The sequence below is a fragment of the Oscillochloris sp. ZM17-4 genome (genome assembly GCF_019599295.1).
Taxonomy (GTDB): domain Bacteria; phylum Chloroflexota; class Chloroflexia; order Chloroflexales; family Chloroflexaceae; genus Oscillochloris.
The window spans coordinates 200,489-224,647 of the sequence record NZ_JAIEWN010000005.1; the positions used below are offsets into that span (position 1 = coordinate 200,489).

General features: G+C 69.0%; 20 protein-coding genes. 12 read left to right on the top strand and 8 right to left on the bottom strand.

The window, feature by feature from the left end; all coding sequences use genetic code 11:
• The 6 genes from K2Z83_RS28840 to K2Z83_RS06810 form a co-directional block, all read right to left on the bottom strand.
• On the bottom strand, window positions 1–480 hold a 480-nt coding region (locus K2Z83_RS28840), incomplete at its 3' end, for a zinc-ribbon domain-containing protein (RefSeq protein ID WP_255603461.1).
• A gap of 68 nt (window positions 481–548) precedes the next feature.
• Window positions 549–1,793, bottom strand: a complete 1,245-nt coding sequence (locus K2Z83_RS06790) for a VWA domain-containing protein (protein ID WP_220594407.1) — start codon at window positions 1,791–1,793, stop codon at window positions 549–551.
• A 63-nt stretch (window positions 1,794–1,856) separates the two neighbouring features.
• Window positions 1,857–3,275 carry a serine/threonine-protein kinase gene (locus K2Z83_RS06795; protein ID WP_255603463.1) on the bottom strand — a complete coding sequence of 473 codons (1,419 nt, stop codon included), beginning with the start codon at window positions 3,273–3,275 and terminating at the stop codon, window positions 1,857–1,859.
• Window positions 3,276–3,301: 26 nt separating this feature from the next.
• Window positions 3,302–4,174: a PP2C family serine/threonine-protein phosphatase gene (locus tag K2Z83_RS06800; protein ID WP_370650088.1), complete on the bottom strand. Its 873-nt coding sequence runs from the start codon at window positions 4,172–4,174 to the stop codon at window positions 3,302–3,304.
• 100 nt (window positions 4,175–4,274) lie between these two features.
• Complete coding sequence (locus tag K2Z83_RS06805; protein ID WP_220594408.1) at window positions 4,275–4,532, bottom strand: hypothetical protein; 258 nt, start codon at window positions 4,530–4,532, stop codon at window positions 4,275–4,277.
• 71 nt (window positions 4,533–4,603) lie between these two features.
• Entirely contained in the window at window positions 4,604–5,863 is a 1,260-nt protein-coding gene (locus K2Z83_RS06810; RefSeq protein ID WP_255603465.1) for a Stp1/IreP family PP2C-type Ser/Thr phosphatase, read from the bottom strand.
• Between the two features lie 149 nt (window positions 5,864–6,012).
• On the opposite strand from K2Z83_RS06810, the gene K2Z83_RS06815 reads away from it, so the two are divergent.
• The 3 genes from K2Z83_RS06815 to K2Z83_RS06825 all read left to right on the top strand — a co-directional run bounded on the left by K2Z83_RS06815 (window position 6,013) and on the right by K2Z83_RS06825 (window position 10,648).
• Window positions 6,013–8,616 (top strand): FHA domain-containing protein, encoded by a 2,604-nt coding sequence (locus tag K2Z83_RS06815; RefSeq protein WP_220594409.1) that lies wholly within the window; start codon window positions 6,013–6,015, stop codon window positions 8,614–8,616.
• A gap of 241 nt (window positions 8,617–8,857) precedes the next feature.
• A complete protein-coding gene (locus tag K2Z83_RS06820) occupies window positions 8,858–9,403 on the top strand; it encodes a helix-turn-helix domain-containing protein (protein WP_220594410.1) in 546 nt (181 codons plus the stop codon).
• A 9-nt stretch (window positions 9,404–9,412) separates the two neighbouring features.
• Window positions 9,413–10,648, top strand: a complete 1,236-nt coding sequence (locus K2Z83_RS06825) for an AI-2E family transporter (RefSeq protein ID WP_220594411.1) — start codon at window positions 9,413–9,415, stop codon at window positions 10,646–10,648.
• 75 nt (window positions 10,649–10,723) lie between these two features.
• Here the strand turns inward: K2Z83_RS06825 and K2Z83_RS06830 are convergent, their stop codons facing one another.
• A complete protein-coding gene (locus tag K2Z83_RS06830) occupies window positions 10,724–11,251 on the bottom strand; it encodes an HD domain-containing protein (RefSeq protein WP_220594412.1) in 528 nt (175 codons plus the stop codon).
• 130 nt (window positions 11,252–11,381) lie between these two features.
• Between K2Z83_RS06830 and lipB the strand changes: the two genes are divergently transcribed.
• From lipB to K2Z83_RS06875, 9 genes are all read left to right on the top strand, one after another.
• Window positions 11,382–12,074, top strand: a complete 693-nt coding sequence (gene lipB / locus K2Z83_RS06835; RefSeq protein ID WP_220594413.1) for a lipoyl(octanoyl) transferase LipB — start codon at window positions 11,382–11,384, stop codon at window positions 12,072–12,074.
• A 147-nt stretch (window positions 12,075–12,221) separates the two neighbouring features.
• Window positions 12,222–13,139: a lipoyl synthase gene (lipA, locus tag K2Z83_RS06840; protein ID WP_220594414.1), complete on the top strand. Its 918-nt coding sequence runs from the start codon at window positions 12,222–12,224 to the stop codon at window positions 13,137–13,139.
• A gap of 18 nt (window positions 13,140–13,157) precedes the next feature.
• Entirely contained in the window at window positions 13,158–14,444 is a 1,287-nt protein-coding gene (hemW, locus tag K2Z83_RS06845) for a radical SAM family heme chaperone HemW (RefSeq protein WP_255603469.1), read from the top strand.
• Window positions 14,326–16,014, top strand: a complete 1,689-nt coding sequence (locus K2Z83_RS06850; protein ID WP_220594415.1) for a diguanylate cyclase — start codon at window positions 14,326–14,328, stop codon at window positions 16,012–16,014. The genes hemW and K2Z83_RS06850 overlap by 119 nt, the downstream gene beginning before the upstream one ends.
• 23 nt (window positions 16,015–16,037) lie before the next feature.
• Window positions 16,038–17,258, top strand: coding sequence for a response regulator (locus tag K2Z83_RS06855; protein WP_220594416.1), 1,221 nt, complete (start codon window positions 16,038–16,040; stop codon window positions 17,256–17,258).
• Between the two features lie 138 nt (window positions 17,259–17,396).
• Window positions 17,397–21,323 (top strand): response regulator, encoded by a 3,927-nt coding sequence (locus tag K2Z83_RS06860; RefSeq protein WP_220594417.1) that lies wholly within the window; start codon window positions 17,397–17,399, stop codon window positions 21,321–21,323.
• Complete coding sequence (locus K2Z83_RS06865; RefSeq protein ID WP_220594418.1) at window positions 21,320–21,772, top strand: YaiI/YqxD family protein; 453 nt, start codon at window positions 21,320–21,322, stop codon at window positions 21,770–21,772. Before K2Z83_RS06860 ends, K2Z83_RS06865 begins: the two co-directional genes overlap by 4 nt.
• A gap of 116 nt (window positions 21,773–21,888) precedes the next feature.
• Window positions 21,889–22,224, top strand: a complete 336-nt coding sequence (locus tag K2Z83_RS06870; protein WP_220594419.1) for a hypothetical protein — start codon at window positions 21,889–21,891, stop codon at window positions 22,222–22,224.
• A gap of 57 nt (window positions 22,225–22,281) precedes the next feature.
• Window positions 22,282–23,256: a Fic family protein gene (locus K2Z83_RS06875; RefSeq protein ID WP_220594420.1), complete on the top strand. Its 975-nt coding sequence runs from the start codon at window positions 22,282–22,284 to the stop codon at window positions 23,254–23,256.
• A 9-nt stretch (window positions 23,257–23,265) separates the two neighbouring features.
• On the opposite strand, the gene K2Z83_RS06880 is transcribed toward K2Z83_RS06875, so the two are convergent.
• Window positions 23,266–23,793 carry a 4'-phosphopantetheinyl transferase superfamily protein gene (locus K2Z83_RS06880; protein ID WP_220594421.1) on the bottom strand — a complete coding sequence of 176 codons (528 nt, stop codon included), beginning with the start codon at window positions 23,791–23,793 and terminating at the stop codon, window positions 23,266–23,268.
• Between the last annotated feature and the right edge of the window lie 366 nt (window positions 23,794–24,159).

Here is a 24,159-nt window from a genome sequence, read left to right on the forward strand (position 1 = left end):
GGGTGCCGCGAGGATGGTGGCGTCATCGGGCGAGACAACAGGCGAGACAGCGGGATCGCTAGCAGGCGTAGCTACGGGAGCGCTCAGGCTTGCCCCGCAGTTGTCACAGAACGCCTCGCCGGGCAGGTTCGTCTGCCCGCAGGAGGGGCAGCGCACATCGCCCGCGGCCGGGGACGACGTTACAGGGGTGGCGGTGGGCGCTTCCGCCAGCATCGTGGGCGCGTCGGCCGAGACAGGGGCGGCGCTGGCTGCGGCCGGCATCGCCACCAGGTCGGCCCCGCAGTTGTCGCAGAACGCCTCACCGGGCAGCACGACCGCCCCGCAGCTCGGGCAGATTGGGGCGGCGATGGTGGGCTGGTCGGGCGGCGCGGCGCCGGCGTCAGGCGCGGCATCTGCGGGGGCGTCGATACGCGTCCCACACTGGTCGCAGAAACGGTTGCCCGGATCGTTCTGGGCGCCGCAGGTCGGGCAGGTTGTCATAACTTCGTTGTCCTCCACATATCAAAGGGGAGGGTTTCAGGGAGGGCAAGCCCTCCCTGAGGACCCACCTACTCCTCAAGCTTCTGAGTCAGGCGCCGGGTTGCGTACTTCAGCTCCTTCTGGGTCTCGGCGCTCATCTTAGCCCCTTGCTCCAGCTGGTCGGCCTGCTGACTCGTCTTCGCCGCCAGGTCGAGCTCGCCGAGGTCGAGCAGGCGGGTGGCCGCCGCGCGCAGCTTCTGGGTCGCCCCGCTGGTGTTGCCGAGCTCAGCCTCGGCCAGTGCGCGGGTCTGCAGCTTAAACGCCGTCACCTTCTCCACCAGATTCATCACCCGCGGCTCGAAGGCCGGGGCGCCCTCCTCGGCGCTGAAGTTGAGCAGGACGTCATGCTTGACCACCTGCTCGTGCTCCTGGCCGACGGGCGCGACGTGCAGCTCGGCCTGGGCGATCCGGAACGAGCCGGCCGCCCGGCCCGGCAGCATCAGGTCCAGGATGACACTTGCCGTCTGGCCGAAGACCAGGTCGCCCAGGCGCACAGCGACCTCATTCTCGCCGATCGGCTGGTAGCCGAGGTTGGCGATGGCCGGCGTGGCCCGGTAGACCGCCCGCGGCGTCGCCTCGCGCACGAGGCGCAGCAGCAGGCGCGCGTCGGTGGCCGCGGTTCCCTGGGCGCTGCGCACAGCCCGCTGGAAGAAGGTGCCGATCTGGTTCGGGTCGGAGATATAGTCCGAGTTGCCCTCGGTGAACTCGGCGATGTCGTCGAGCAGTTTCTCATTCCACTCGGCGCCTAGCCCCAGGGCGGTGATCCGCACCTCGGCCTGGCCGAGCGACTGCGCGATGCTGCGGCAGGTCTCCTCGTCGCCCCACGTCTGCCCGTCGGTGAGCAGCAGCATATGGCTGAGCCGATCTGGCCCAAGGTGCTTCTGGATCTCCGTCTGTCCAGCCTGCATGCCCAGCGACATCGCCGTGCCGCCGGACTCGCTGATCGTGTCCACGGCGGCCAGGAGCGCGCCCCGGTCGGTGGCGATCGTGGCTGGCACGAGGGTCTGCACCGTGTCGTCGAAGATCACGATCGAGACCACATCCTGGTCGGTTAGCGTCTCGATCACATGCCTGGTGGCCGCCTTCATGCTCTCCAGCTTGGAGCCCTGCATCGAGCCTGAGCGGTCGAGCACCAGGCAGAAGTTGAGCGGGATGGGCACCGCCGGCGCGGAGGCTGGCGTCGCCTCCACCAGCAGGTAGGCCACCTGCGGCGATCCGGTCACCGGCATTGGCGATCGGGCCCAGGTACAGGTGAGTGTGACTGCGTCAGGCATATGCTTCTCCAGATAGAGGGACGTGGTGTGTCGTAGGGGCGCAGCGCGCTGCGCCCCTACGCTTCATAACGGGTTATATGCTGAGATTGGCTGAAATGTTGCGCCCTTAGACGAGGATGGGCTGCTCGGTAAGACGACCGCGAGCGCGCAGCAGAGAATCAGCGTGACGATTCCAGACGCAACCCCGATCACTGCGTCGCGTCGCCCGTGGGTCGTCCCCTTGATCTGTGGCCTGGTGAGCGCCACGACGCCAACAATTGCGCCGGCTGGGCCGGTGAGCAGTGGGAGTAGACCAAGCACCATTCCAAATCCGGCCCAGTTATTGAGCCCGCTTTCTGGGTCATGGGTCGCCGCGCCGATACTGACCATCAGCAACGCCAGCAGCATCACGCCCATGCTGATCCCGCCCATCCAGAAGGCGATGCGGGCGCTGTCAGTCGACCTCTGTGCGGCGGCGGACATCGCCCCGCCGCCGAGGGCCGTCGTCGGTCCGATCGCGGGGGCGAATGCCGGCTGGGCGCTCGCCGCACGTTGCACCAGTTGGCCGGATCCGAGCAGCGCCTGACGCATCTCGGCCACGCTCGCGAAGCGCTGCTCGGGGGCGTTGTCCGTCGCCCGCGCTAGCACCGCCGTCACCGCAGCGGGGACAGCGGGGTTGACCTGGTCGGCCGGCGGCAGGCGGAACGGTGCGGCGGCCGGGTCGAACCCGGTCAGCAGCTGGTGCAGCATCACCCCGAGGCTGTACACATCGGAGCGCGCGTCGGTCTGCCCGCGGCCGTACTGCTCCGGGGCGCTGTAGCCCATCGTGCCGAATGCCTGCGTGTCGCGGCTCTGGCCGGGCTTAAACAGGCGGGCGATGCCGAAGTCGATCAGCTTAAGCGTGCCGTCGGGCGTGATCATCACATTGGCCGGTTTGAGGTCGCGGAAGATCACCGGCGGGCGCTGGCCGTGCAGGTAGCTTAGCACATCGCAGATCTGGCCGGCCCAGCCCAGCACCTCGTCCAGCGGGCGCGGCGCGCCGAGGCGCTCGCAGTAGCCCTGGATCGTCTCGCCGGGCACGAACTCCATCACCAGGTAGTTCTTGCCGCCCTCCTGAAAGTGGTCGGTGACGCGGGGCAGGTTTGGGTGCGACAGGCTGGCGAGCAGCTCAGCCTCGTGGCGGAAGGCGTCGCCGGCCTGCTGGCGCTCCAGGGGTGAGGTGATCGCGTCGTCGCTCATCTCCTTCACCGCCCAGCGCACCGTGCTGAGCCGCCGGTCGCTGGCCAGGTAGACCGCGCCCATGCCGCCCTGGCCGAGCTTCTTCGTTAGCTCGTAGCGGTCCTGAAGCACGCGAAGCACCTGCGAGGAAGCGCCGACCCGCATGCCGCACTCGGGGCAGAAGGCTGTGCCTGGGGGGAGCTGGGTGTTACAGTTGGGGCAGTTCATGAGTAATGTTGAATGTTGAATGTTGAATGTTGAATGTTGGGTGTCGCAATTTAACATTCAACATTCAGCATTCAACATTGGATTCAGGCGAAGCGCACGAGCACAACCGAGATATTATCCTCGCCGCCGGCCTGGTTCGCCGCCGCCACCAGCGCCTCGCAGATCGCCTGCGGGTCGGCGTCGCGGGCCAGAATTCGCTCCATCTCGGCGTCGCGGGTCATCTCCCACTGGCCGTCCGAGCAGAGCAGCAGCGCGTCGTCGGGACGTAGGCGCTCGGAGAAGACGTCCACCTCGACATTGGACTTATCGCCCAGGGAGCGCAGCACCGCGTTGCGCTGTGGGTGGGTGTAGATGTCCTCGTCGGCGATCTGGCCGAGCTCTACCAGGCGCATCACCAGGGAGTGATCCTTGCTGATCCGGCGCAGCTTGCCCTCGCGATACAGATACGTGCGGCTGTCGCCAACGTTTCCGACGATGGCCCGGTCGCCGCTGACCAGGGCCATCGTCATGGTTGCGCCCATGTCGTTGCCCTGGGCGTGGCCCTCGGCGATGATCGCCTCGTTGGCCTGGAGCACCGCCTGGCGCACTAGGGTGCGGGCCGCCTCCTCGTCGTAGACGGCCTCGTGGCCGATGGCCCCGGCCAGGTAGCCGCTGATCAGCAGCTCGGCGGCCCCGCGGATGGCCAGCCCGCTGGCCAGCTCGCCGGCGGCGTGCCCGCCCATGCCGTCAGAGACGATGTAGATGCCCCAGCCCTGGCGCTGGCTGTCGTTATCTAGCCCCAGGCTCAGAGTCAGGTAGCTGTCCTCGTTATGGTCGCGCACAATCCCGGTGTCGGTGTGGGCGCCGACGATCTGGCGCAGGGCTGTGGGGCGGGTGCGCTCGTCGACGATCGCCTGGAGCCGGTCGGCCAGGTCGGCGGCGCTGCTGATCGCGCCGGTGCGCATCTCGCGCAGCACGGTCGGCAGGCTGTCGGCCTCGCCAGACGCGGCGACGGCGGCCTCGTCCTCGCTCAGGCGCTGGGTGGTGCGCGGCGTCGCCGTGAGCTGCTCCAGCAGCTCAGGGGGCCTCGGGGTTCTGATCTTCCATGGCTTCCTCCTCGGCGCCGGGGCCGGTGGCGGGTGTCTCCCGCAGGCGCAGCGGCGCAGTGTCGTCGGTGGCGGGCGGATTGATCTGGAGCTGTGGGCTCTCTAATGTGCTGGCGAGCCACTGGCGGTCGGAGTCGCTTGGCCGAAAGGCGGGCATCCGGGCGGCGCAGCTCCAGCAGAAGCGTGCGCTGTCGCGGTTCTCCTGGCCGCACGCGTCACAGAGGGGCATACCCGTTCCTTGTTCCTGTCGTTGTCGGGCGCACGTAGGGGCGCAGCAGGTGCTTTGCGCCTGCTGCGCCCCTACGTGCGCATCCGCGCGATGATCACGCTGATATTGTCCTTGCCGCCGCGCTGGTTCGCCAGGGCGATCAGCCGCTCGCAGGCCCGGGATTCGCTCGGCTCGTCGATTACGATTTGGGCCAGCTCGGAGTCCTCCACATGGATCTCCAGCCCGTCCGAGCAGAGCAGAAGCGCATCGCCCGGCGCGAGAGCCTGGCTCAGCGTGTCCACATCCACCGCCGGGTCGGTGCCGAGCGAGCGGTAGATCATATTGCGCTGCGGGTGGACGCGGGCCTGCTCTGGGGTCAGCTGGCCGATATCGACCAGCCGCGCCACCAGGCTGTGGTCGGCGGTGAGCTGGGCCCAGGGGCCGCCCTCCCCCACCCCCGCAGGGTTGATCAGGTAGGCCCGGCTGTCGCCGACGTGGGCGATGTGGGCGCGCCGCCCGGCCACCAGGGCCAGCGTGAGGGTCGTGCCCATCCCGTTGCCGCTGCCCATCGCCCGCGACTGCGTGTAGATCCGCTCGTTGGCCCTCAGGGCGGCCTGGCGCAGCAGGCTGTGCCAGCCATCGTCGTCCAGCGGCACCCCCGCGCTCAGCGCCTCCCTCAGCTCGGCCTTGACCGTCTCGCTGGCCAGCTGCGAGGCCACCTCGCCCGCCGCGTGCCCGCCCATCCCGTCGGCCACCAGCAGCAGCGTGCCGATCTTGCCGTCGGCGGTGGTGAACTCGCCGCTGTAGCAGGTGTCCTCATTTACCTTGCGGGCCATGCCGACATCGGTGCGCGCGGCCACGGCCAGGATCAGCTCGGGCGGCGGGCGCGGCACCGCCGTGCCGCCGGGGCGCATCGGCGAGCCGCACGCCACGCAGTACTTTGCGTTGGCCCGGTTGCCCCGCCCGCAGATCGGGCAGGCTAGGGGCGCCACCCGCGTCGAGGGCAGCCGCGAGGTGATCCGCACCGTCTCGCGGCCCTCCACCAGCTGCTGGGCCAGGCTGTCGAGGATGCGCGAGAGCTCCTTGATCGCGGCGGCGGCCTGCTCGCGGGCCACGCCCTCGGACTGGTCGAGCCGCTGACGCCAGTAGAAGACGCCCGACTCCACCACCGCCAGCAGCTCGCGCACGCTCAGGCTGTCGGACGAGACGCGCAGCCGCCGGCTGCCCGGCAGCATCACCTCGTCGGATGAGCCGTCGTCGGACGTGGGCGCGCCGCAGCGCGGGCAGAACCGCGCGCCGTTCGCTAGAGGCCCGCCGCAGCTGGCGCATGTCTGAGAGCCCGGTGTGGTCAACAGTGCCTCCGCACTCAACGCATCACGCAAGCAGTTGGACGATGAACAACGCTGTCGGGATGCACGTCTGGTTGCAATCTGGGAGGACCTGTGCTATCTAGAGAGGAGGAAGCCTGGGCCAGCCAAATTATAGCATAGGAGCCGCTTGCGTGTCGTCTCCCACCGTCGCCCGCTGTGTCCACTGTCAGGCACCGCTCAGCCGTCCCGACGCCCGATTCTGCACGGCCTGCGGCAGGCCGCAGCCGGCCGCGGCCCCATCCGGCGGCCCGCCGCCCGGCCCGCCCGGGGCCACGGTCGGCCTCGGCGGGCTGCTCCTGGTCCAGGAGGATGGCCTCACCCGCGATGTGCCCCTGGTCGCCCGCGCGCTCACGCTGGGGCGCGCGCCCGATAATGATGTCGCCCTGGCCTCGCGCTTCGTCAGCGGCCACCACGCCCGCGTCGAGCCCGCCGGCCCCGGCCACCGCATCGTCGATGTCGGCTCCACCAACGGCATCCTCTACGAGGGCCGGCGCGTGCCTAGCCACGACCTCTACGACGGCGATGTGATCCGCATCGGCGACCCGGCCACCGGCAGCTTTGTCACCCTCACCTACCGCAACGGCGGCGCACTGCGCGCGCCCCAGGCCAGCACGGCCTCGCAGAGCTACCCGCTCGACCCGAACGACCCGCAGATCACCATCGGCCGCGTCGGCTGCGATGTCCTGCTGGAGAACCCCCAGGTCTCGCGCTTCCACGCCCAGATCGACCGCGCCGCCGGCGGCGGGGCCACCCTGCGCGATGCCGGCAGCGCCAACGGCACCTTTGTGAACGGCCAGCGCCTCGGCGGCCCCCACTCCCTGCGCGCCGGCGATGTCATCCAGATCGGTGCCTTCAAGCTTGTCTACAACGTCGCGAGCCTTGACCAGTACGACCAGCAGGGCTCCCTGCGCATCGACGCCCGCGGCCTGACCCGCACCGTCGCCCGCGGCGGCCAGCAGCGGATCATCCTCAATGATGTCTCGCTCAGCATCGCCCCGCGCGAGTTTGTGGCCCTCGTCGGCGGCAGCGGCACCGGTAAGAGCACCCTGATGAAGGCGCTCTGCGGCTATGCCCCCGCCACCGCCGGCCAGGTGCTGGTCAACGGCGACGACTTCTACCATAACTTTGACGCCTACCGCACCGTGCTCGGCTATGTGCCCCAGGACGACATCCTCCACCGCACCCTGCCGGTCGGCCGCGCCCTTGGCTACGCCGCGCGCCTGCGCCTGCCCGCCGACACTGCCGAGAGCGAGATCGACGCGCGGATCACCCGCGTCCTCGACGATGTTGAGATGTCGCCCCACCGCGATAAGCTCGTCGAGAACCTCTCCGGCGGCCAGCGCAAGCGGGTCAGCATCGGCGCCGAGCTGCTGGCCGACCCTAGCCTCTTCTTCCTCGATGAGCCGACCAGCGGCCTTGACCCCGGCCTTGAGAAGAAGATGATGTACACCCTGCGCCGCCTCGCCGACAGCGGGCGCACGGTGGTGCTGGTAACCCACGCCACCGCCAATATTACTCAGTGCGACCACGTCGCCTTCATGGCGGCCGGGCGGGTCGTCTACTTTGGCCCGCCCTCCGAGGCGCTCGCCTTCTTTAATATCACCAGCGGCGATTTCGCCGATATCTACACCAAGCTGGAGGGCCAGGGCGACCCGCAGAGCCCGATTGTCCAGCGCGACCTTCAGGCGGAGCGGCAGGCCTGGGCGGCGGCCAACCCCGGCGCGCAGCAGCAGCCCGGCCTCGGCGAGCTGTGGGAGATGAAGTTCCGCGGCTCGGCATCCTACCAACGCTATGTCACCGGTCGGCTGGGGCAGTCGCCCCAGCCGGCGGCCGCGCCGAGCGCCGCGCCGCAGCGTCAGAACAAGGTCTCGCCCCTGCGTCAGTTCGGCATCCTGACCCGCCGCTACTTCGATCTGACCCTGCAAGATCGGCGCAACCTGCTCATCCTGCTGCTCCAGGCGCCGATCATCGCCCTGCTGCTGCTGCTGGTGGCCCGCCGCGATGCGCTCACCGGCGCCCAGGCGATCGACCTGATCCAGCGCGGCGAGGCAAAGAAAGTGCTGTTTATGCTGGCCACGGTCAGCGTCTGGTTCGGCATCATCAACGCCGCCCGCGAGATCACCAAGGAGCTGCCGATCTTCCAGCGCGAGCGGCTGGTGAACCTGCGCATCGGCCCCTACCTGCTCTCGAAGGTGGCGGTGCTCAGCGCGCTGATCATCGTGCAGACGGCGGTCATGCTGGGCATGGTGGCACTGAATGTGCAATTCCCTGCCGATACCGGCGTGATCATGCCGGCGCTCGCCGAGACCTTCGTGACCCTGCTGCTCACCGCCTTCACCGGCATGGCTCTCGGCCTGGTGATCAGCGCCGCCTCCGATAGCGGTGATCGGGCGATCAGTATTGTTCCGCTGGCGCTGATCCCGCAGATTCTGTTCGCCGGCCTGATCTTCAAGATCGAGGGGCTGGCAACCCCGCTCTCCTGGCTGACGATCAGCCGCTGGTCGATGGACGCCCTGGGCATCAGCGCCGACCTCAACAGCCTGTGTGACCTGCCGAACAGTGGTGGCGGCGGCAGCGTGCCGCCGGGCTGCTCCCCTGGCTTTCTCGATGTGGAGCCGAGCTTCGCCCACAGCCCGAGCGCGCTCCTGGGGCGCTGGGGCGCGATGCTGCTCTACACCCTGATCTGCCTCGGGATCACGGCGTGGCTTGTGCGCCGCCGCGACCGCCAGATTTGACTATATTTCCAAAAAGCGGTGATTCGGGCCTGTGCAAAAAGATCGCGTTAGTAGTACCTTCATGCCGTCTCGATGCCATGCAACATAATCACACGCGCCTGTGCATGGCCTTGACAGGGCCGATTCTTTTGGCGTATAATACAAATAGGAGAGGGATATAAGTATTATATTCGGAATGCTCGAAAGAGTGATTGCGCTTGTCGCATGACGCATCACCTCCTCCGACAAAGGCAGCAACTATATGTCACTCGGACAAAAAATCGGCCGTCTCCGCCAGGAGCGCGGCCTCACCCTCCAAGAGGTTTCAGACGGATCCGGGCTGACCCCCTCGTTTCTCAGCCGTCTTGAGCGTGACAAAGTGAATATCTCGGTGGCGAACCTGCGCAAGCTCGCGCAATTCTTCAGCGTACAGATGACTCACTTCTTTGAGGGCGAGGACAATCAGCAGGCTGGGCAGGTGGTCTCCCCCGCCGGTCGGGTGCGCCTGAGCCTTGACGATGCGCCGGTGCAGGTCTATGCGCTGCTCCCCCCGAATAGCGACATGGAGGCGCGCCTGCTTGAGGCCCGCCCCGGCGGTGGACAGCAGGGCTTCTCGGGGCGCGGCAGCCAGATGGTCCATGTGCTCCAGGGCCAGCTCCACTATATCCTCGGCGATGAGGAGTACACCCTGAGCGCCGGCGATACGCTGTTCTACCGCGACGATATGGCCCACAGCTGGGTGAATAACGGCGACGGCGCGGCGACGGTGCTGACGGTCGCCGCGCTGGCCGGGCGCGAGGATCGCTAACTCGCGCCTATGACGCCATTCTTCTCCTTGCTCACGCCCCGCCGGGTCGCGCGCTGGCTGCTGGTTCTAAGCGCCATCTATGGGGTGTGCTGGCTGCTCTGGAGCGCGAGCAGCGCCCTCACGCCCTTTATCATCGGGATCGTTCTCGCCTACCTGCTGCTGCCCCTGGTGAACCGGCTCAACGCGCGGCAGCCGCGTTGGGCCGCTATCCTGTTCGTCTACCTCGGCAGCTTCGCGGTGCTGCTCATCTTCTTCGCCTACCTCGTCCCGCCCCTCGTCTCCCAGATCAGCCAGCTGATCGGCGCGTTCCCCCGGATCGCCCAGATCCAGCAGTGGTCAGATCAGATCGTCGCTGAGTACCAGAAGATCCTCGCCTCGCTGCCCGCCGGGATGCGCAGCGGGGTTGAGCAGAATGTGTCTGTCCTGATCAACAACGGCCTCGGCACGCTGCGCACCAATTTTGTGACCTACCTGCAGGGCCTTGGCACCTTTCTGATCAACAGCCTGCTCTCCGTGGTCAACACGGTCACCTTTCTGCTCGGCTTCTTCCTCATCCCCTTCTGGCTCTTCTATGTGATGATGGATCAGCAGGCCGGCGTCACGACGCTTGACCGTATGCTGCCGGCCTGGCTGCGGGAGGACTTCTGGTCGCTCGTGGAGATCATCGACTACGATGTGGGTGCCTACGTGCGCGGCCAGATCATCCTCGGTCTCGCGGTGGGTACGGCCGCCGGGGTCGGCCTGCTCGCCCTGGATCTGTTCGGCCTGCAGGTGAACTACATCCTGCTGCTGGCCGTGATCGCCGCGATCACCGAGCTCATCCCGGTGATCGGCCCCATCCTCGGCGCAGTCCCGGCGGTGATCCTCGGCTTTATCGACTCGCCCACCACCGGCCTCGTCGTGCTGGCCCTCTACGTCGTCATCCAGCAGCTGGAGAATAACTTCCTCGTGCCGCGGATTGTCGGCGACAGCGTCGGGCTGCACCCGGCTGTGCTGATGGTGCTGCTCGTGGTCTGCTCGCAGGTCTTCGGCCTCGCCGGGGCCATCCTCTCGGCGCCGATGGGCGCGATCTCCCGCGATGTCTTCAGCTACCTCTACGGCCGCCTCAGCGAGCCGCCACTGCCCGCCGGCGTGCTGCCTGATCGCATTCGCAGCGCCCGGCGGCCCGTCCCAGCCAAGGCGCCGCCGCCCCCGCCCGAGCAGGCCGCCCCCGAGCCCGAGGGCGATCAGCAGCCCGCTGAGTAGGGGGCGCAGCAGCCCCAGAGAATCGAAAGGCGCAGCAGCCATAGGGCTGCTGCGCCCTTACATTCGGTGGTGCCCCTACGCGCCCCCGCTCAGGCCGCGCCGGCCAATGCTGTGCCAGAGCCGGCGGATCCGGCGGCGGCGCTGCCGCTTCGTGTAGAAGGGGTCCGTCTCGCAGAGGCGGCGGCGCACCCGCAGGCTGTGCCCGGTGATCAGCCCGCCCATGAAGGCGGTCATGTCGGGGAAGGAGGCGATCTTGTCGGCCACCGCCAGCACCCAGCCCTCGCGGGTCGTCGGCCGCGGGCCGAGCGGGTACATGTGGCTGATGATCGCCATCGAGACCTCGTCCGGCTCGCCGAGGCTGGCGGCGACCTCGGCCGCGATCGCGCCGTGGGTGGACAGCGTGCCGAGCCGCGAGTCGAGATCGTGCAGGATGGCCGCCCGCACGCATGTGCGTCGGTCGGCGCGAACCAGCGGCGCGATGCGGTAGGAGTAGCGGACAACCCGCATCATATGATCATGCTTGGGGATGCTGTGGTGCATGTGATGGCGGGTCTCCACCACGCGGGGGTGCGAGAGCAGATCTGCGATGATGGTCTGGTACATCCATTTCTCCTGGGCATGTGCTGCTGATATCCCTCTGATCAGACGTCGGCCCACCTCTGTTGGTTGCGCGCTCATTCTACCACGTTGCCGATCCCAAACCATACCGGCCACATGATGGTAGAATGGCGGTATGCGCAGCACCCGCCGTCTCACGCTGATCCGCCCCGGCCGCGTTCCCTACGCCCAGGCCTGGGATCTGATGCGCCAGCTGGCCGCCGACCGCTCGGCCGGCCGCGCCGGCGATAGCCTGATGATCCTGGAGCACCCGCCCACGATCACATTGGGCAACCGCGCCCGCCCTGAGAACATCCTTGTCGCCCCCAAGGAGCTATCCGCCCGCGGGGTGGACGTCGTCCAGTCCGACCGCGGCGGCGATGTGACCTACCACGCCCCCGGCCAGATCGTCGGCTACCCCGTCCTCAAGCTCTCGCAGCACGGCGGCGATATTGGCCGCTACGTGCGCAACCTTGAGGAGACGATTATCCTCACCCTGGGCGCGTTCGGCCTCGCCGGAGAGCGCGTCCCCGGCCTCACCGGGGTCTGGGTCGGCGGCGGGGCGGCGAAGGTGTGCGCTATCGGCGTCAAGCTGAGCGCCGCCGGGGTCACCAGCCACGGCTTCGCGCTCAACGTCAACCCCGACCTGGCCGGATTCGCCCAGATCGTGCCCTGCGGGATCGACGACCGCGCCGTCACTTCGCTCCAGGCCCTGCTCGGCCGCGAGGTCGCCCCCGCCGAGGTGGAGCCGACCCTGCTTCGCCACTTCGCCGAGGTCTTCGATGTGGATCTGGCCCCCGCCGAGCTGGCCCTGGCTGATGATGCGTGATCGCCGATACGACCGCCGACGCCGCGCCCCGGCGCTACGCCGAGGATTTTGATCGGGTGGGGAGCGAGTGATATGGGGTACAATGAAAGGGCGCGGCGGCTAGAGGCCGCCGCGCCCCAATAAGCGTACACCGAGAGGGCGATACCTATGGCAGAGCTGATCCCGCTAGCTGAAGTGAGCCGCGCCGAGGCCCCGGCCGCACCGGCGCGCCCGCGCCGCCCCGAGTGGCTGAAGGCCCGCGCGCCCTCGGGCGAGAACTATAGCGATGTGCTATCCCTGATGCGCGAGAAGGGCCTGCACACCGTGTGCGAGGAGGCCCGCTGCCCGAACCTCGGCGAGTGCTGGAACCACCGCACCGCCACCTTCCTGCTGCTGGGCGACACATGCACCCGCGGCTGCCGCTACTGCGCCATCGGCAAGGGCAAGCCCAAGCCGATCGACGAGGCCGAGCCCGAACGCGTGGCCGACTCGGTGGCCCACCTGCGCCTCAAGTTCGCCGTCCTCACCTCGGTCAACCGCGACGACCAGCCCGACGGCGGCGCCCATATCTTCGCCCGCACGATCAGCCTGATCCGCGAGTCTACGCCCGAGTGCCAGATCGAGGTGCTCATCCCCGACTTCGACGGCAACTGGGACGCCCTCCAGCAGGTGCTCGACGCCCGGCCCGATGTGCTCAACCATAACATCGAGAGCATCCCGCGCCTGTTCCGGCGCTTCCGCCCGCGGGCCACCTTCGACCAGAGCATCGAGCTGCTCGCCCGCGCCCGCGCCTTCGACCCGCAGCTCGTCACCAAGAGCGGCATGATGGTCGGCGCCGGCGAGACGAACGCTGAGGTGATCGAGGTGCTCGACGCCCTGCGCGGCTCCGACGTGAACGTCCTCACCATCGGCCAGTACCTGGCCCCCGACGCGAGCTACTGGCCGGTCGACCGCTACGTCACCCCGGCTGAGTTCGCCATGTTCAAGGACGCGGCCTTCGCGCGCGGCTTCCGCCACGTCGAGAGCGGCCCCCTGGTGCGCTCCAGCTACAACGCCCACGCCCACGTGGGTGCCAGCCAGCACTAAGCGAATGTTGAATGCTGAATGTTGAATGTTGAATGTATGCATTCAACATTCAACATTCAGCATTTAACATTAATGAAACACCTCTACATCCACATCCCCTTCTGCCACCGCCGCTGCGCCTACTGTGACTTCAACACCTACGCCAACATGGACGACCGGATCGAGGCGTATGTGGCCGCCCTCTGCGCGGAGCTGCGCTTGCTGGCCGAGACGGTCGCCCCCGCGCCGCCTGCCTCGGCCGAGGCGGCCTCCCTGCGCCCCACGATCTTCCTCGGCGGCGGCACGCCGACCATGCTCTCGCTCGGCCAGATGGAGCGCGTCCTGGAGGCGGCCAGCCTGATCGTGCCCCTCGCGGGCGCCGAGGTCAGCAGCGAGGCCAACCCCGGCACCGTGCTCGGGCGCGACTACCTGCGCGGCCTGCGGCGGCTCGGCGTCAACCGGCTGAGCATGGGCGTGCAGAGCCTGCACGACCCGACTCTGCGCATCCTCGGGCGCATCCATACCGCCGACGAGGCCCGCCGCAGCTATGCGGAGGCCCGCGAGGCCGGCTTCGAGAATATCAACCTCGACTTCATCTTCGGCCTGCCCGGACAGGACCAGGCCCAGTGGGATGCCACCCTGGACGAGATCGTCGCCTGGGAGGTCGATCACTTCTCGCTCTACTCGCTCATCCTTGAGGAGAAGACCCCGCTCTTCGCCCAGGTGACGGCCGGGCGGGTCAGCGTGCCCGACGATGATGCCACCGCCGCGATGTACGAGGCGGCCATGGCGCGATTCGCCGCCGCCGGCTACGCCCAGTACGAGATCTCGAACTTCGCACGAGGGAACAGGGAACAGGGGACAGGGGACAGCAATTGTCCGGCCCCTGTCCCCTGTTCCCTGTTCCCTGAGCGCGCCTGCCACCATAACCTCGCCTACTGGCTCAACAGCGACTACCTGGCGGCCGGGGCGGGGGCCTACGGCCACATCACCGCCGGCGGGTCGCCCCACCGCTACTACGACACGTTGGCCGTGGAGGAATACATCGTCGCCGCTGGCGCGGGCGGCCTCCGTTCATGTCGGCGAGGCTCCCCTCTTGTGATGAGTGCTATACTGGTGCCCCCCCTCCAATGGGTGGCGGCGATGCTGCCACTCACTGATGGGATCGGGCAGGCGCGATCATCTCGATGGAGCGATGGAGCCAGCCATGACACTGTCACCCCTATCTATTCAGCAGCAGCTCGACACCCTTCGCGACCGGTATGTACAGAGTATCGGGGATCGCATCGAGGGTCTCGCCGCGCTCTGGGAGGCTCTCTGCGCTGATGACTGGTCATGGGAGCGCCTGAGCGCGCTGCATAGCCAGGCCCACGCACTGTCCGGCTCGGCGGCGAGCTTCGATCTTCCCGCCGTGAGCGCGGCCGCGCAGGCGCTCGTGGAGGCGCTCGCGCAGCTCATCGCCGGCCGCCCGACGGAGCCCTCAGGCGAGTCCCGCGCGCGGATCGCTGAGGCCATCGCCGCAGTGCGCGCGGCGCCCCGCGATCCCCCGCGCGTTACCAGGGTGCCCCCGATCCCCATGGCCTTCGCCGCCCCAACGCGCGCGCTGCGGCAGACGGACGTGCTGATCGTGGAGGACGACCTGGCCACGGGCGAGCACCTGGCGCTCCAGCTGGAGCACTTCGGCTACCACGCCACCGTCATGCAGTCGCTCGATGGCTTCGAGGATGCCGTGCGCGCCCACGAGCCGGCGGCGATCATCCTCGACATCGTCTTCCCCGAGGGCGACCTGGCCGGGCCAGAGCGCATGGCAGAGAATGCGCGCGCCGGCGTCGCCGCGCCGGTGATCTTCCTCTCGCAGCGCAGCGACTTCACCGCCCGGCTCTGGGCCGTGCGCGCCGGCGGTAGAGCCTACCTCACCAAGCCGGTCGATATCGACGCTCTGGTCAGCGTGCTCGATGGCGTCACCGGCGCCTTTGTCCCCGAGCCCTACCGCGTCCTGATCGTCGATGACACCCGGCTGACCGGCGCGCTCTATGAGGCGATGCTGCGCAACGCCGGCATGCTCACCATGGCGCTGACCGACCCGGCCCTGGTGATGCAGGCGCTCCAGGAGTTCCAGCCCGACCTGCTGCTGCTCGATATGTATATGCCCGACTGCACCGGCCCCGAGGTCGCCGCGCTCATCCGCCAGCAGGCGGCGTTTGTCAGCCTGCCGATCGTCTTCCTCTCGGGCGAGCACGACCGCGACAACCAGCTCGCGGCGCTCGACCAGGGCGGCGATGACTTTCTCACCAAGCCGATCAGCGCGCCGCAGCTCGTGTCGGCGGTGACGAGCAGGGCGCGCAGGGCCCGCGCGATGCGCGCCCTGCTCAGCCGCGACGGCCTCACAGGCCTGTTCACCCACGCCTCAATCAAAGAGCAGGTGCTGCGCGAGATCGTGCGCGCGCAGCGCTACCACACCGCGCTGACGGTCGCGATGATCGACCTCGACCACTTCAAGCTGGTGAACGACCGCTACGGGCACGCCGCCGGCGACCGGGTGCTGAAGGGGCTGGCCCGGCTGCTCCACCAGCGGCTGCGCATGAGCGACAGCATCGGGCGCTACGGCGGCGAGGAGTTCCTGATCATCCTCCCGCAGACCGACGGGCCGACCGCGCTGCGTCTGCTCGATGAGGCGCGCGCCCGCTTCGCCACGATCGGCCACCTGCTCGACGCGGATCAGGAGGTGACGGTGACCTTCAGCGGCGGGGTCGCCAGCCTCGTCCCGACAGGTGACTCCCGCACGCTGCTCGCGTCGGCCGACGCCGCGCTCTACGCCGCGAAGCGCGCCGGGCGCAACCGGATCATCTGCGCGACATGCCAGGATGCTACGGAAGCCCCCACCCTCACTCTATGACCGCGCTGCCCAAGGATACGCCAATGACCACACCATCCAGCCGAATCCTGATCGTCGATGACACGCCGCTCAACCTTAAGATGGCCTCCGCCGCCCTGAAATCTGGCGGCTATGAGATCGATACGGCGGCGGACGGGCGTAGCGCCCTTGAGCGGGCGGTACTCTTCCAGCCCGACCTGATCATCCTCGATGTGATGATGCCCGATATCGACGGCTACGAGGTCTGCCGTCGCCTGCGCCGTATGCCCGCCTTCGCCCAGCGCCCGATCATGATGCTCACGGCCAACGACACGCTGGAGGAGCGCGTGCGCGGCCTGGAGGTCGGCGCCGACGACTACATGAGCAAGCCCTTCCAGCCGGTGGAGCTCCAGGCCCGGGTGCGCGCGCTGCTCCGCCGCGCCGCCCCGGCCCCCCCCCAGCCGCTGGAGGCCCAGGGCCGGACGATCGCGCTCTTCTCGCTGCGCGGCGGTGTCGGCGTCTCGACGCTGGCCACCAACCTCGCGGCGGGGCTGGCGCAGATCTGGGGCGAGCCGGTGGCCCTGGTCGACCTGGCGCTGATCAGCGGGCAGAGCGCCCTGATGCTCAACCTCCCGATGCGCACCACATGGGGCGACCTCGCCGATGTGCCGGTCGCCGATATTGACAGCGACCTGCTCGACCAGGTGCTGATGGCCCATAGCAGCGGCGTGCGCGTGCTCTCTGCCGCTGCGCGCGCCGAGCAGAGCGAGCTGATCAGCGGCGAGAAGGTGCGCTATATCCTCGATCTGCTCCGCAAGCACTATGCCTATGTGGTGCTGGATCTGCCCCACGACTTCGGCGACACCACGCTCGCCGGCCTCGACGCCGCCGACGAGGTGCTGCTCCTGCTCGCCCCTGAGATCGCCTCGGTGCGCGCCGCCACCTGCGCCCTCGATGTCTTCGCCGAACTTAGCTATCCGGACACGAAGGTCACGCTGCTGCTGAACACCACCGTCGCCCAGGGCGGCCTGGCCCGCGCCGATATCGAGACGGCCCTGCGCCGCCCGATCACCCAGGCGCTGCCCTACGCCGCCGAGCTCTATCTGAGCGCGCTGAACCGCGGCGTGCCGCCGGTGCTTGAGCTGGCGACCAAGCCGCTTGGCGCGCTCCTCGAGCGCTGGTCCTTCCAGCTGAGCAGCGCGGAGCATCGCGCTCGCCGGCCGGCGAGCCCGACCCCGGCATGGCTCCGCCTGGCCCAGGCGGCGCAGCCACGGAAGGCGCACTAGTGGCGCGCCACCGTGATGTGGGGGGTGTTTTTTCGGGGAGGAACAGGCCCTCCCCGATCCCCTCCCATCGGGCATCTCGGATCACCAGTTTGGTGCACCACGAGGACGATTGCAGCGAGCAGAGCGAAGGAGCCAGCCATGTCCGCCCCCACCCCCACGATCGCCGATGAGCCCGCGCGGCAGGCGGCGCTGGACGAGTATCAGATTCTCGACACCGCGCCCGAGGCGGCCTTTGATGAGATCGCGAACCTGGCCGCCGAGATCTGCGGCACGCCGATCGCGCTGATCATCCTCACCGACGCGCGCCGCCAGTGGTTTAAGGCCCGCGTCGGGCTTGACGTGGCTGAGATGCCGCGCGAGATGCCCTTCTGCGCGCACACGCTCACACACCGCGATGAGCCCTTTGTGGTACCGGACGCGCAGCGCGACGCCCGCTTCGCTGACTCCCCCTTTGTGACGGGGGCGCCGCACGTCCGCTTCTACGCGGGCACGCCGCTCGTCACGCCCACAGGGGTCGCGATCGGCACGCTCTGCGTGATCGACCATGTGCCGCGTGAGCTTCGCCCGAGCCAGATCAATGCGCTGCGCGTGCTTGGCCACCAGGTGGTGACGCAGATGGAGCAGCGCCGCCAGATCCGCGCGCTCGAGGAGGCTGCGGCGGCCCGCGCCGAGAGCGAGTCCCGCGCCCAGCAGCTTGCGGACGCAGCGCAGCGCCAGGTGCGCACCCAGGCCCTGCTCGACCAGGTGCGCGGCGCGGTGGCCCACGAGCTGGATCTGACGGCGGCCCTGCGCATGATCGTCGAGGCGAGCGCCCAAACCTTCGGCTACACCCGCGTAAGCCTGTATTTGCGTGATGCCGGAGAGCTTCGCCTTCAGCACCAGATCGGCTACGCACACATCCCCAGCGCTCTCCCGATCAGCCAGGGCGTGCTCGGACGGGTCGCCCGCACCGGCGTGCCGATGCTCATCGCCGACATTCGCGCCGAACCCGACGTGATCCTGGACGACCCGCAGATCGTGGCCGAGGTGTGTGTGCCGATCCGGCTGCGCGATGAGGTCGTCGGCGTGCTCAATGTCGAGAGCGACCAGCCCGAGGCCTTGGGGCTGGCCGACCAGGAGCTCCTGCTCGCGCTGAGCGACTATATTGCGGTGGTGATCGTGCGCGGCCGGCTCTATGACGAGCAGCAGCGCACGGTGCGCGAGACGCTGCTGCTGAACCGGGTGATCGCCGCCGCCGCGACGGGCACCGATATTCATGATGTGCTCTCGGTGATGTGCCGCGAGCTGGCGGTGGCCTTTGATGTGCCCCAGGCGGCCTGCGCGCTGCTGGATGATGATCAGGATCTGCTGACGGTGGTGGCCGAGTACTGCGCGCCGGGGCGGCCCTCGGGCATGGGCGCGGTCATCCCGGTGGCGGGCAACGCGCTGACCGAGGCGGTGATCGCGTCCCGCGCCCCCGTCCAGCTTGGCGATGTGCGGGCCGACGTGCGCAGCGCCACCGCCGAGCTGTTCGCCAAGCGCGGCACCGCCGCCATCCTGCTCGTGCCGCTGCTCATCCACGAGGAGGTCGTCGGCACGATCGGCATCGACTCGCTCGTCCCGCGGGTCTTCAGCGTCGAGGAGATCGCGCTCGCCCAGGCGGTGAGCTGGGCCGCCGGCCAGGCCCTGGCCAACGTCCAGCTCACCTCGGCGCTCCAGGCTGAGCTGGCCGAGCGATCGCGCACCGAGGCGGCCCTGCGCGACACCACCGCGCGGGTGACCCGCACCCTGGAGAGTATCACCGACGCCTTCTTTGCGGTCGACCACAGCTGGAATCTTACCTACATGAACTCGGAGGCCAGGCGCCTGCTCAGCCCCACCGGCGAGGATATCATTGGGCAGAACCTCTGGGAGCTCTTCCCGACCACCATCGGCACGGAGTTCGAGCTGAACTATCGCCGCGCGATGGCCGAGCAGATCGCGATCCAGTTCGAGTCCTACTCGAACATTCTCCACATGTGGGCGGAGGTGCGCATCTACCCCTCGCCGGATGGGCTGTCGATCTACTTCCGCGATATCAGCGCCCAGAAGCAGGCCTATGAGGAGCTGGTGCAGGCCAAGGAGGACGCCGAGGCGGCCACCCGCGCCAAGTCCGACTTCCTGGCCACCATGAGCCACGAGATCCGCACCCCGATGAACGCGGTGATCGGCATGACCGGCCTGCTGCTCGACACGCCGCTCGGCGACGAGCAGCGCGACTATGTCGAGACGATCCGCAACAGCAGCGATGCGCTGCTGACGATTATCAATGACATCCTCGACTTCTCGAAGATCGAGTCGGGCAAGTTCGACCTGGAGCAGCAGCCCTTCGACCTGCGCGACTGTCTGGAGGCGGCGATGGATCTGGTCGCGGCGCGCGCGGCCGAGAAGCAGCTCGACCTGGCCTACATGATCGCGCAGACGGTGCCCCCGGCGCTTCTGGGCGATGTCACCCGGCTGCGCCAGGTGCTGGTGAACCTGCTCACCAACGCGGTCAAGTTCACCCCCGCCGGCGAGGTGGTGGTGATGATCGAGGCCAGGCGGCTGCCCGACACGCAGTACGAGGTGCATGTGTCGGTGCGCGATAGCGGGATCGGCATCCCGGCCGACCGCATGGACCGGCTGTTTAAGGCCTTTAGCCAGGTGGATGCCTCGACCACGCGCCAGTACGGCGGCACCGGCCTGGGCCTGGTGATCAGCCAGCGGCTCAGCGCGCTGATGGGCGGGCGCATGTGGGTGGAGAGCACGGTCGGGGTCGGCACCACCTTCCACTTCACGATCGTCGCGCCGGCGGCGACGCTGCCCGCCCGGATCGATCTCCAGAGGACGATCCCGCAGCTGGCGGGCAAGCGGCTGCTGGTGGTGGACGATAACGCGACGAACCGGCGCATCCTGACCCTCCAGGCCGAGGCCTGGGGCATGCAGGTGCGCGCCTGCGTCTCCGGGGCCGAGGCGCTCGGCTGGCTCGCCCAGGAACCACCCTTCGATGCGGCGATCCTGGACATGCAGATGCCGGAGATGGACGGCGCGCAGCTCGCCGCCGCGATCCGTAGCCGCGCGGAGCTGCGCGCCATGCCGCTGGTGCTGCTCACCTCGCTCGGGCGTCGGGCGGAGGATATGGCCCAGGGGCACTTCGCCGCCAGCCTGTCGAAGCCGATCAAGGCGGCGCAGCTCTATGAGACGCTGCTGTCCGCCCTGAACGAGACGGTGATCCTCCCGCCCGCCGCGCCTGCGCCATCCGCCTTTGATGCGACGCTCGCCGAGCGGATCCCGCTCCGTATCCTGCTCGCCGAGGATAACGTCGTAAACCAGAAGGTTGCCACCAAGACCTTGTCCAAGCTGGGCTACCGGGCCGACGTTGCGGCGAACGGCTTCGAGGTGCTCGACGCGCTCGCCCGCCAGCCCTATGATGTGGTGCTGATGGATGTGCAGATGCCTGAGCTCGACGGGCTGGGGGCGTCGCGGCGCATCCGCAGCGAGCTGCCGCCGGCCCGCCAGCCACGGATCATCGCCATGACGGCCAACGCCATGCAGAGCGACCGGGAGCTGTGCATGGCGGCCGGGATGGACGACTACATCAGCAAGCCGGTGCGGGTCGCGGATCTGGTGGCCGCCCTGGAGCGCTGCGCCGCGCGGGAGGAGGAGCCGGCGCCAGAGCCGGCTGCGGGCGGCGTGATCGATATCACGGTGCTTGAGCAGATCCAGGAGAGCTTGGGCGAGGGGAGCCCGGAGATCGTCATTGAGATCATCGACCTGTTCATTGATGATCTGCCGCGCCAGCTCGCCGCGCTGCGCCAGGGCGTCGCCGAGGGGGCGGCCCCGACGGTGCAGCGCCTGGCCCACACGATCAAGGCGAGCGCGGCGACCATCGGCGCGCTCGCCCTGGCGGCGGACTGCGAGGCCCTTGAGGATCTGACGCGGCGCGGCGACCTGCGCGAGGCCGAGGCGCGCGCGGCTACGATCGCTGCGGGCTGTGCGGCGGTGACGGCGGAGCTGGCGATGATGCGCTCCCGCTTCGCCAGCTCCGGGGAAGGTTCATCCGATTGAAGATCTGGGTTGACGCTGACGCCTGCCCGCGCGCGGTGAAGGAGCTGGTCTTTCGCGCCTCGGCCCGGCTGAGCCTGCCGGTCTGCCTGGTGGCGAACCGCCGGCTCGCCCTGCCGGACTCGCCGCTGATCACGCTGACGCAGGTGCCCCAGGGCAGCGACGTCGCCGACGGCTATATCGTGCAGCACGTCGCCCCGGGCGACCTGGTGATCACCGCCGACATCCCGCTGGCGGCGCTGGTGGTGGCCCGCGGCGCCGTGGCCCTCGACCCGCGCGGCGAGATCCACACCGCCGAGACGGTGGGCGAGCGGCTGGCGGTGCGCGACCTGATGGAGGAGCTGCGCTGGGCGGGCCTGGAGACGGGCGGGCCGGCGGCCTACGGCGCGGCCGACCGCCAGCGCTTCGCCCAGTCGCTCGACCGGCTGCTGCCGCGTGCGCCCCGGCGCTGAGGTGGTATGCTATGCAGAGGCTGGGCGGCGCAGCCGCCCAGCCTCTGCATCGAGTCATGGCGACGGCAACGTCGCCATGCGTGTAGCGTGGGATAGCAGGCCTGAGGAGATACCTAATGACCGAGCAGCGACCGACGCCCCTGACCGACCTGCGCCGCCGCGCCCCGGTGGCCCGCGCCGTGATCCGCGACGCGCTGGCCGAGCTGGTCGGCCCCGTCGAGCTGAAGTATGACTTCTACCGCGAGTGGAACGGCTGCTGGCAGGTGCGCGTGAAGCTGAGCGGGGCCGCCAGCGGAGAGATCGCCTTCACCCTGCTCGACACCCCCGGCGGTGGGATGCTGGCCATGCCGCGCCCATTCCCCGCCCGCTGGCGCGCCGCCGGCATCCCCGCCACCGACGGCACCCGCTGGAGCCTCGACGATACCGGCAACCTGGTGCGGGTCGGCGCATAATCGTATCGGTGTATGCTATACTTCGCCTAGCCGATACGATTATTGCGAGGGCGCATCATGGACAGCCCCAGGCCCCACATGGACCCGCGCCTGGCCCGGCGGCTCCAGGAGAAGCAGGCCGCCCTGGCGGCCCGCCGGCCGCTCGCCCCGGCCACCCTGCGGCTCATCCACGAGGACCTGCAGGTGCGGCTGACCTTCCACTCCAACGCGATCGAGGGCAACACGCTCAGCCTGCGCGAGACTCAGCTGGTGATCGAGCGCGGCCTGACGATCGGCGGGCACACGCTGGCCGAGCACCTGGAGGCCACCAACCACGCGGCGGCGGTGCGCGCCCTGCTAGCCATGGCCGACGCCGAAGCGCCGCTGGGGGTCGCCACGATCCTGGAGCTGCACCGCCTGGTGATGGAGCGCATGCTCGACGAGGCCGGCGCCTGGCGCTCCGGCGCGGTGTCGATCCGCGGCTCGGCGCTCCAGCCCCCGCCGGCCGCCCAGGTGCCCGGCCTGATGGACGAGTGGCTGGCATGGCTCGATGGCCCGGGCCGGGCCTACGGGCCGGTGGAGCGGGCGGCGATCGCCCACCACGGCTTCGTCGCCGTCCACCCCTTCCGCGACGGCAACGGGCGCACCGGTCGGCTCCTGCTGAACCTGCTGCTCCTGCGCGCCGGCTTCCCGCCCGCCCTGCTGCTCCAGGAGTGGCGGCTGGGCTACCTGGAGGCGCTCAGCCAGGCCGACCGGGGGCGCTACGGCCCGCTGCTCAACCTGGTCGGCCGGGCGGTGGAGATCGGGCTCGACCTGTACCTGGAGGCCTGCGACGCCGCGCCGCCCCAGGAGGATCTGCTGCCCCTGCGCGAGCTGGCGGCGGGGGGCGACTTCAGCGCCGAGTACCTGGCCCTGCTCATCCGCAAGGGCCGCCTGGCCGGCAGCAAGCGCGGCGGGCGCTGGTACAGCACCCGCGCCGCCCTCGCTCGCTATGTCGCCGAGGTCGCCCGCCAGGAGGTGCCGCGCGGTCGGCCCGCGAAGCCCCGCCCCTGAAACCCTGTGCTAGCGCCCGCGCGCCTCAAGGCACAGGGCGGCGACGAAGCCCTCCGCCGGGGATAGGGCGGTGAGCCGCCAGTGCCCGGCCGCGTCCGGCTCATCATCGACACGCAGCAGGGCGGCGGGCGCGGCGGGGTCCGCGCTCACCGCGAAGCGGTCCGCGCCCAGCGCCAGCCCCTCGCCGCGCGCCTTGACGAAGGCCTCCTTGCAGACCCAGCAGCGGTAGAAGGCATCCCTTCGCCGATCGGGCGGCAGCGCGGCCAGGGCGCGCCGCTCCTCCGGGGCGAAGAATCGCTCCGCGATCACGTCGTGGTCCGCGTCGCCGACCAGCTCCAGGTCGACGCCCACACGGGCGCCGCCGGCCACCGCCAGCAGCGCCATGTCGTGCGAGTGGGCCAGGCTGAAGCTGATCGCATCGCTGAGCGGGCCGTCGAGGTCGGGCTTGCCGGCCGGGCCGTAGCGGAAGCGCAGCGCGGCCGGGGCGACGCCCGCTACGCGGGCGAGGGTCGCACGCAGCGCGCCGCGCGCCGCCACGAAACGATCGCGGGCCAGCGGGGCGCGCAGCCGCGCGGCGCGCGCCCGCTCGTCCGGGCTGAGGGTCTGCGCCAGCGCGCCGAGATCATCTGCGGCGGCGGCCAGGTCGATCCGCCAGAGGTGGGCCTCGTCTCCTGGTGCAGATTGCAGATTGTAGATTGCAGATTGCAGATTGGGCCACGTATTCAGACAAGTTTCGTAACAATGCTACAGGTTGCGGCGTTCGTAGTGGGCGCTTCAGCGCCTGTGCGGCTGAAGCCGCCACTGCAAACTGTAAACCTGAAACATGCCTAAGGGTTCATAAAGAAATTATATGGTTCGCGCGCATACGCCCCGGGTGAAACTGTGAGCGTCGGTGCCTTGGCT